We start from the raw sequence: 6722 nt of genomic DNA, 5'->3' as shown, positions 1-6722 counted from the left end.
CGCTCCCACCAAGCCCCACCCCCACGACGACCGCCACGACAACGGCGCCCGCGGCGTCGGCCGTGCACATGGTCCCCGCTGTGCACATGGCGCCCGTTGTGCACGTGGCGTCGGCCGCACACGTGGCGTCGGCCGTGCGCGCGGCGCCCGTTGTGCAGGTGGCGCCTGCCGTGCGCGCGGTGTCCGTCGCACCCGCCGTACCGGCCGTCGCGTACATCCCGCGGTCGTACGCGTGCCGGAATTCCCGATCCGCCGCCCGCCCGGGGGGCACCAGCCCCGGAGCCGGCGGCAACCGCACCACCCCCTCGAAGGAGAGACACGAGATGACCACCTCCCGACCCGGGGCGTCCGGAGCCACCGGAACATCCGGAGCGCGCACCCCGGGAGCCGAGCGATGAGGGTCCTGCTGATCGGAGCCAACGGCTACATCGGCCGCTTCGTCGCCGACCGCCTGCTCGCCGACCCGGCCGTCCAGCTCACCGCGCTCGGCCGCGGCGACGACGCCGATGTCCGCTTCGACCTGGCGTCCGGCAGTCCCGGCGCACTCACCCGCTTCCTCGACGCGGTCCATCCCCAGGTCGTCGTGAACTGTGCCGGAGCCACCCGCGGCGGCGCCCGCGACCTCACCCGGCACAACACCGTCGCCGTCGCCACCGTCTGCGAGGCCCTGCGCCGCAGCGGCTGCGGAGCCCGCCTGGTGCAGATCGGGTGCGGCGCCGAGTACGGACCGAGCCAACCCGGCTCGTCCACCGCCGAGGACGCCGTGCCGCGCCCCGGCGGCCCCTACGGAGTCAGCAAACTCGCCGCCACCGAACTCGTCCTCGGATCGGGCCTCGACGCCGTCGTCCTGCGGGTCTTCTCGCCCGCCGGGCCCGGCACCCCCGCGGGCTCCCCGCTGGGCCGCCTCGCCGAGGCCATGCGCCGCGCGATGCAGTCCGGCGACGGCGAACTCAAACTCGGCGGACTCGGCGCCCAGCGCGACTTCATCGACGTCCGCGACGTGGCCCGCGCCGTCCACGCGGCCTCGCTCTCCGCCGCGCAGGGCGTCATCAACATCGGCTCGGGCCGCGCCGTACGCCTGCGGGACGCCGCCACGGTCCTCGCCCGCGTGGCCGGCTACGCGGGCGCTCTGCACGAACTCGACGGGCCGTCCGGCGTGCACCACCTGCGGGCGACCGTCGGCCACCCGCGCCCCGACCCCGACCACGCGGCCCCGGTCGCCTACCCCGACGGCTGCGGCAGCTGGCAGCAGGCCGATGTGCGCACCGCACGCGACCGGCTCGGCTGGCGCCCCCGTATCAACCTCGAAGAGTCCCTCGCCGACATCTGGATGGAGGCGGCATGCCGCATCTGACCAGCTCGACGGACGGTGCCGCGCGCACCGAGGTCCGCACCGGCTTCGGTGTCCCGGGCTGTGGGCACCCCCTGCTCGCCCCGACCGAGTGGGGCGAACTCTCCCGCCCCGGGACCCCGCTGCACTGGGTCGTGCTGAACGTCGCCGACGGCCCCGGCAGCCGCCCCGATCCGCACTGCCTGGAAGCGGCGGGCCGGGTCCGCAACGCGGGCGTCCGGGTCCTGGGCCACCTCGACACCGCCTACGGAGGCCGCCCCTTCGCCGACCTGATGTCCGACGCGCACCGCTACCGCGACTGGTACCGGGTCGACGGCTTCCTGCTGGACCGATGCCCGGACGAACGCGCCGTGCTCCCCGCGATCCGCCGCACGGTGGCCGCGCTGCGCGGCCTGCGCGACGACACCCACATCGTCCTCGCCCACGGCACCCACCCGCACCCCGGCTACGCCGAGAACGCCGACCAGCTCGTCACGTTCAGCGGCCCCTGGAGCGACTACCGCTGGTCGCAGGTGGCCGAATGGACCGCTGACTACCCGCCCGAGCGGTTCTGCCACCTCGTCCACGGCGTCCCGCGCGGTCACCTCGACGAAGCCCTGCGCATCGCCCGCTGGCAGGGCGCCTCGACGATCTGGTTCACCGACCGGCCGGACCGCGGCGGCAGCACCGGCCCCTGGGAGACCTTGCCCGGCTACTGGGACGACATCGTCTCGCGGATCGGAACGGGAGTCTCGGAATGAAGATGGCCATGGCAGTGTTACGAGGAGAACAACCGTAGTGATTGACCGACCAACGGAGTCCCCGTGTCGTTGCCACCCCTGGTCGAGCCGGCTGCCGAGCTCACCGTAGACGAGGTCCGCAGGTACTCCCGCCACCTGATCATCCCCGACGTCGGGATGGACGGGCAGAAGCGGCTGAAGAACGCCAAGGTGCTCTGTGTGGGCGCCGGCGGCCTGGGCTCGCCGGCACTGATGTACCTGGCCGCGGCGGGCGTGGGCACGCTCGGCATCGTGGAGTTCGACGAGGTCGACGAGTCGAACCTGCAACGCCAGATCATCCACAGTCAGTCCGACATCGGCCGCTCCAAGGCCGCGTCCGCGCGTGACTCCGTCCTCGGCATCAACCCGTACGTGAACGTGATCCTTCACGAGGAGCGGCTCGAGGCCGACAACGTGATGGACATCTTCAGCCAGTACGACCTGATCGTCGACGGCACGGACAACTTCGCGACCCGTTACCTGGTCAACGACGCCTGCGTGCTGCTCAACAAGCCGTACGTGTGGGGCTCGATCTACCGCTTCGACGGACAGGCCTCCGTCTTCTGGTCGGAGCACGGTCCCTGCTACCGCTGCCTCTACCCGGAGCCCCCGCCGCCGGGCATGGTCCCCTCCTGCGCCGAGGGCGGCGTCCTGGGTGTGCTCTGCGCGTCCATCGGCTCCATCCAGGTCACCGAGGCGATCAAGGTCCTCACCGGCACCGGCGAGCCGCTGGTCGGCCGACTGATGATCTACGACGCCCTGGAGATGCAGTACCGCCAGGTCAAGGTCCGCAAGGACCCCGACTGCGCGGTCTGCGGCGAGAACCCGACCGTCACCGAGCTCATCGACTACGAGGCCTTCTGCGGCGTCGTGTCCGAGGAGGCCCAGGCGGCCGCGGCCGGCTCGACGATCACTCCCAAGCAGCTCAAGGAGTGGATCGACGACGGCGAGAACATCGAGATCATCGACGTCCGCGAGATCAACGAGTACGAGATCGTCTCGATCCCCGGCGCCAAGCTGATCCCGAAGAACGAGTTCCTCATGGGCACCGCCCTGGAGTCCCTCCCGCAGGACAAGAAGATCGTCCTGCACTGCAAGACGGGTGTCCGCAGTGCGGAAGTCCTGGCCGTACTGAAGTCCGCGGGCTTCGCGGACGCCGTACACGTCGGCGGCGGCGTGATCGGCTGGGTCAACCAGATCGAGCCCCACAAGCCGGTCTACTGACCGCACCGTCGAGCGACCCGCTCGGCTCCCGAAGCCCACGGCCCCGACCGACCCGGACGCCGTGGGCTTCGTCCGTGGTCGGCCGGGCGCGTGCTCGGCACCGCCGTCGGCGGGCCCCGCCGTGCTCAGGAGCAGGTCTTGCCGTCCTTCGGCACCGTTCCCTTCAGCAGGTACGCGTTCACCGTCGAGTCGACGCAGTCGCTGCCGCTCCCGTACGCCCCGTGGCCCTCGCCCTTCCAGGTGAGCACCACACCGACGCCCTTGCCCAGCTCGTCGGCCATCCTGCGGGCCCCCTCGTAGGGCGTCGCCGGGTCGCCCGTGTTGCCGACCACCAGGATCGGCGCCGCACCCGGCGCGCTCACCTCCGGGGTGTCGTACTGTCCTGCGACCGGCCAGTCGTGGCACCAGCCGGCCGTGTCCCAGCCGAGGAAGTCCCCGAAGACGGGCGAGATCCTCTCGAACTCGGGCAGCCGCTTCTTCGTCTCCTCCAGGGTGGGCCGCTGCTTGTCGTCCAGGCACGATATGAGCCGCTGGGAGTGGGTCGTCGTGCCGTAGTGGCCCGATCCGTCCCGCTCGTTGTAGCCGTCGGCGAGCCCCAGCAGCCCGGTGCCGTCGCCCTGCTGGGCTTCCTTCAGCGCGCTGGTCAGGCTCGGCCAGCCGGCCTCGCTGTACAGCGGCAGGACGATGCCGGTGACCGCCAGCGACTGGGTCAGCTTCCGCCCCGACGAGGTCGGCAGCGGCGCGCTGTCGATCCGCGCGAGCAGGTCCGCGATCTTCCGCGTGCCCTTCTGCGGGTCCTGGCCGGTGGATTCGAGGTAGTCGTTCAGCGCGCGCTGGAAGCCCCGGGTCTGGTTCTCGGCGTGGCCCACCGTGTCGGCACTGGGGTCGACGACCGCGTCGAGGATCAGCCTCCCGACGTTCCCGGGGAACAGATGGGCGTAGACGCCGCCGAGTTCGGTGCCGTAGGAGATGCCGAAGTAGTGCATCTTCGCGTCGCCGAGGACCTGGCGCATCAGGTCCATGTCCCGGGCGGTGTCGGTGGTCGAGACATGCGCCATCAGGTCACCGGCGGCCTTCTTGCAGCCCTGGCCGAAGTCGGTGGCGTCCTGGAAGTACGCCTGCTCCTCCGCGGGGGTGTCGGGCGTCACGTCGATCGCCTCGGCGGCCTGGATCTGCCGGTCGCCGCGGCAGCGCACCCCGCCGCTGGCACCGACCCCGCGCGGGTCCCAGCTCACCAGGTCGTAGCGCTCGTGCAGCGCGGACACGGTGGAGGCGTACGACGGCATCGTCGACACCCCCGAGCCGCCGGGGCCGCCGAAGTTGAACAGGAGCGAGCCGATGCGGTCCCCGCCGCGGGCCTTGGAACGGATGATCGCCAGATTGATCGTCCGCCCCTCCGGCTTCGCCCAGTCCAGCGGGGTCTTGAGTCGCGCGCACTGCCAGTCGTCGCCTGGTGCGGGGGAGTCGGCGGTGGCCTTGCAGCGTCCCCAGGCGACCTTCTGGGAGGTCAGCGACGCGGGCAGGGCGGGCGTCTTGGCGGAGGAGTCGGAAGAGGACGGTCCGGAGGACGTCGTCGCCCCGCTCGTGCCCGTGTCGTTCTTGTCGTTGTCGGACGACGAGCCGCTGCTGCAACCCGCCACCAGCAGTGCGGCGGCGGCCCCCAGTGCCGCCCAGCGTGCCAATCGAGTCATCCGTGTGATCCCCCCAAGCGGGCCGTCCGCACCGAACAGTGCACGGCGGTCAGGCCATACTAGGCGGAGCGGGCCCACCCCGCCGGACCCTGTGGATAACCGTCTGACCTGCGGTTTTGCTGACTTGAGTGGGATGTCAGGAGCACACGGTCCCGGCCGCGGGTACCTTTCCCCGCAGCAGATAGTCGTTCACCGCGCTCTGCACGCACTCGTTCTTGCTGTCGTACGCGCCGTGCCCCTGGCCCTTGTACGTCAGCTCCACGCCGACGCCCGGGCCCAGCGCGTCCACCATCCTGCGCGCCCCCTCGTACGGCGTGGCCGGGTCACCGGTGTTGCCCACGACGAGGATCGGCGCGGCACCGGGGGCGTGGACGTCCGGACGGTCGGCGGCCCCGGCCACCGCCCAGTCGGCGCAGTTCACCATGCCCCAGGCCAGGAAGTCCCCGAACAGCGGTGAAGCGGCCCGGAATTCGGGCAGCTTCGTCTGCACGTAGTCGGCGGTGTAGCGGGGCTTGTCGTCGGCGCAGTTGATGGCGACGTTGGCGGGGACGATGTTGCTGTACCCGCCGTCGGTGCTGCGCCCGTTCATCGAGTCGGACAGCAGCATCAGGATCCTGCCGTCGCCGTCGTACGCGTCCTGCAGGCCCTCGGTGAGGTACTCCCAGAAGTCCTTCGAGTACAGGGACTGGGCGATGCCGTTGGTCGCCGCCGTCTGGGTCAGCTCACGCGGCGCGATACCGGGGATCGGCCGCTTGTCGAGGTCCTTGAGCAGGGCGGCGATACGGTCCTTGACGTTCTGCGGGCTGTCCCCGACCGGGCACTCCCCGGCTTTCGAGGTGCAGTCCTCGGCGTAGTTGTCGAGCGCGAGCTGGAAACCGGCGGCCTGCCCGAGCGAGCTCTGCTCCGAGGTCTGCGTCGGGTCGACGACCCCGTCGAAGACGGCGCGACCCACGTTCTTGGGGAACAAGTGGGCGTAGACGCCGCCGAGTTCGGTGCCGTAGGAGATGCCGAAGTAGTGGAGTTTGTCGTCGCCGAGGACCTGGCGCAGCAGATCCATGTCGCGGGCCGCGTCGGTGGTGCGGACATGCGGCAGTACGCGCGGGGAGTTCTTCTCGCAGGCGGCGTTGAACTGCCGGGTGTTGTTCAGGAAGGCGGTGCGCTCGGCGTCGTCGTCCGGGGTGGCGTCCTGCTGGAAGTACCGGTCGAGCTGCTGGTCGTTCTCGCACTTCACTCCGGCGCTGCGGCCCACCCCGCGCGGGTCGAAGCTCACCAGGTCGTAGCGGGTGCGCAGGGCGGCGTAGTCCTCGCCGAAGGCCGGCAGCGTGCTGACGCCCGAGCCGCCCGGCCCGCCGAAGTTGAACACGAGCGAGCCGATGCGTCTGTCCTCCGGGCCGCTCGTCCTCGCCCTGATCAGCGCGATGTCGATGGTGTCGCCCGTGGGGTCGCTCCAGTCGAGGGGGGCCTTCATCGTGGCGCACTGCCACGCGTCGCCGTCCGGCAGCGGGGAGGGCGCCGTACCGCCGCCCTCCGCCTCGGACGGGGCCGGACAGTCCTGCCAGTCGAGCTTCTGGGCCGTCGGATCCCCGTCCGTGGAGCCGCCGCCGCAGCCCGCCAGCACCGAGGACAGCAGCACGGCGGAGGCGGTCAGCGCGGCGGCACACGGCCGGGAGAGACTGGGCATGATCCCATCGTGGGGTT

The 6722-nt window shown here is 71.3% G+C and carries 5 protein-coding genes; 3 read left to right on the top strand and 2 right to left on the bottom strand.

What is annotated here, in order from left to right:
* Window positions 1–394: 394 nt before the first annotated feature.
* The 3 genes from FNH09_RS24510 to moeZ all read left to right on the top strand — a co-directional run bounded on the left by FNH09_RS24510 (window position 395) and on the right by moeZ (window position 3333).
* Entirely contained in the window at window positions 395–1354 is a 960-nt protein-coding gene (locus FNH09_RS24510; protein ID WP_152891536.1) for an NAD-dependent epimerase/dehydratase family protein, read from the top strand.
* Window positions 1342–2091 (top strand): spherulation-specific family 4 protein, encoded by a 750-nt coding sequence (locus tag FNH09_RS24505; protein WP_152891534.1) that lies wholly within the window; start codon window positions 1342–1344, stop codon window positions 2089–2091. Before FNH09_RS24510 ends, FNH09_RS24505 begins: the two co-directional genes overlap by 13 nt.
* Window positions 2092–2154: 63 nt before the next feature.
* Entirely contained in the window at window positions 2155–3333 is a 1179-nt protein-coding gene (gene moeZ / locus FNH09_RS24500; RefSeq protein WP_162469032.1) for an adenylyltransferase/sulfurtransferase MoeZ, read from the top strand.
* A gap of 125 nt (window positions 3334–3458) precedes the next feature.
* Here moeZ and FNH09_RS24495 read toward each other — a convergent pair whose 3' ends face one another.
* Together FNH09_RS24495 and FNH09_RS24490 are read right to left on the bottom strand one after the other, a co-directional pair.
* The gene (locus tag FNH09_RS24495) at window positions 3459–5024 is read right to left on the bottom strand and encodes an alpha/beta hydrolase (protein ID WP_152891532.1); all 1566 of its coding nucleotides are present in this window, start codon (window positions 5022–5024) and stop codon (window positions 3459–3461) included.
* A 136-nt stretch (window positions 5025–5160) separates the two neighbouring features.
* Entirely contained in the window at window positions 5161–6705 is a 1545-nt protein-coding gene (locus FNH09_RS24490; RefSeq protein ID WP_152891530.1) for an alpha/beta hydrolase, read from the bottom strand.
* Window positions 6706–6722: the final 17 nt, after the last annotated feature.

Origin of the sequence: Streptomyces adustus, from assembly GCF_009377175.1 — a bacterium.
In the GTDB taxonomy this organism is placed as follows: domain Bacteria; phylum Actinomycetota; class Actinomycetes; order Streptomycetales; family Streptomycetaceae; genus Streptomyces; species Streptomyces adustus.
This window is presented reverse-complemented; position numbering and strand designations above follow the sequence as displayed.

What these genes read in the sequence shown, in the direction of transcription:
- FNH09_RS24510 (WP_152891536.1), top strand. Translation starts at nt 395, where the DNA reads ATGAGGGTCCTGCTGATCGGAGCCAACGGCTACATCGGCCGCTTCGTC.
- FNH09_RS24505 (WP_152891534.1), top strand. Translation starts at nt 1,342, where the DNA reads ATGCCGCATCTGACCAGCTCGACGGACGGTGCCGCGCGCACCGAGGTC.
- FNH09_RS24495 (WP_152891532.1), bottom strand. Translation starts at nt 5,024, where the DNA reads ATGACTCGATTGGCACGCTGGGCGGCACTGGGGGCCGCCGCCGCACTG.
- FNH09_RS24490 (WP_152891530.1), bottom strand. Translation starts at nt 6,705, where the DNA reads ATGCCCAGTCTCTCCCGGCCGTGTGCCGCCGCGCTGACCGCCTCCGCC.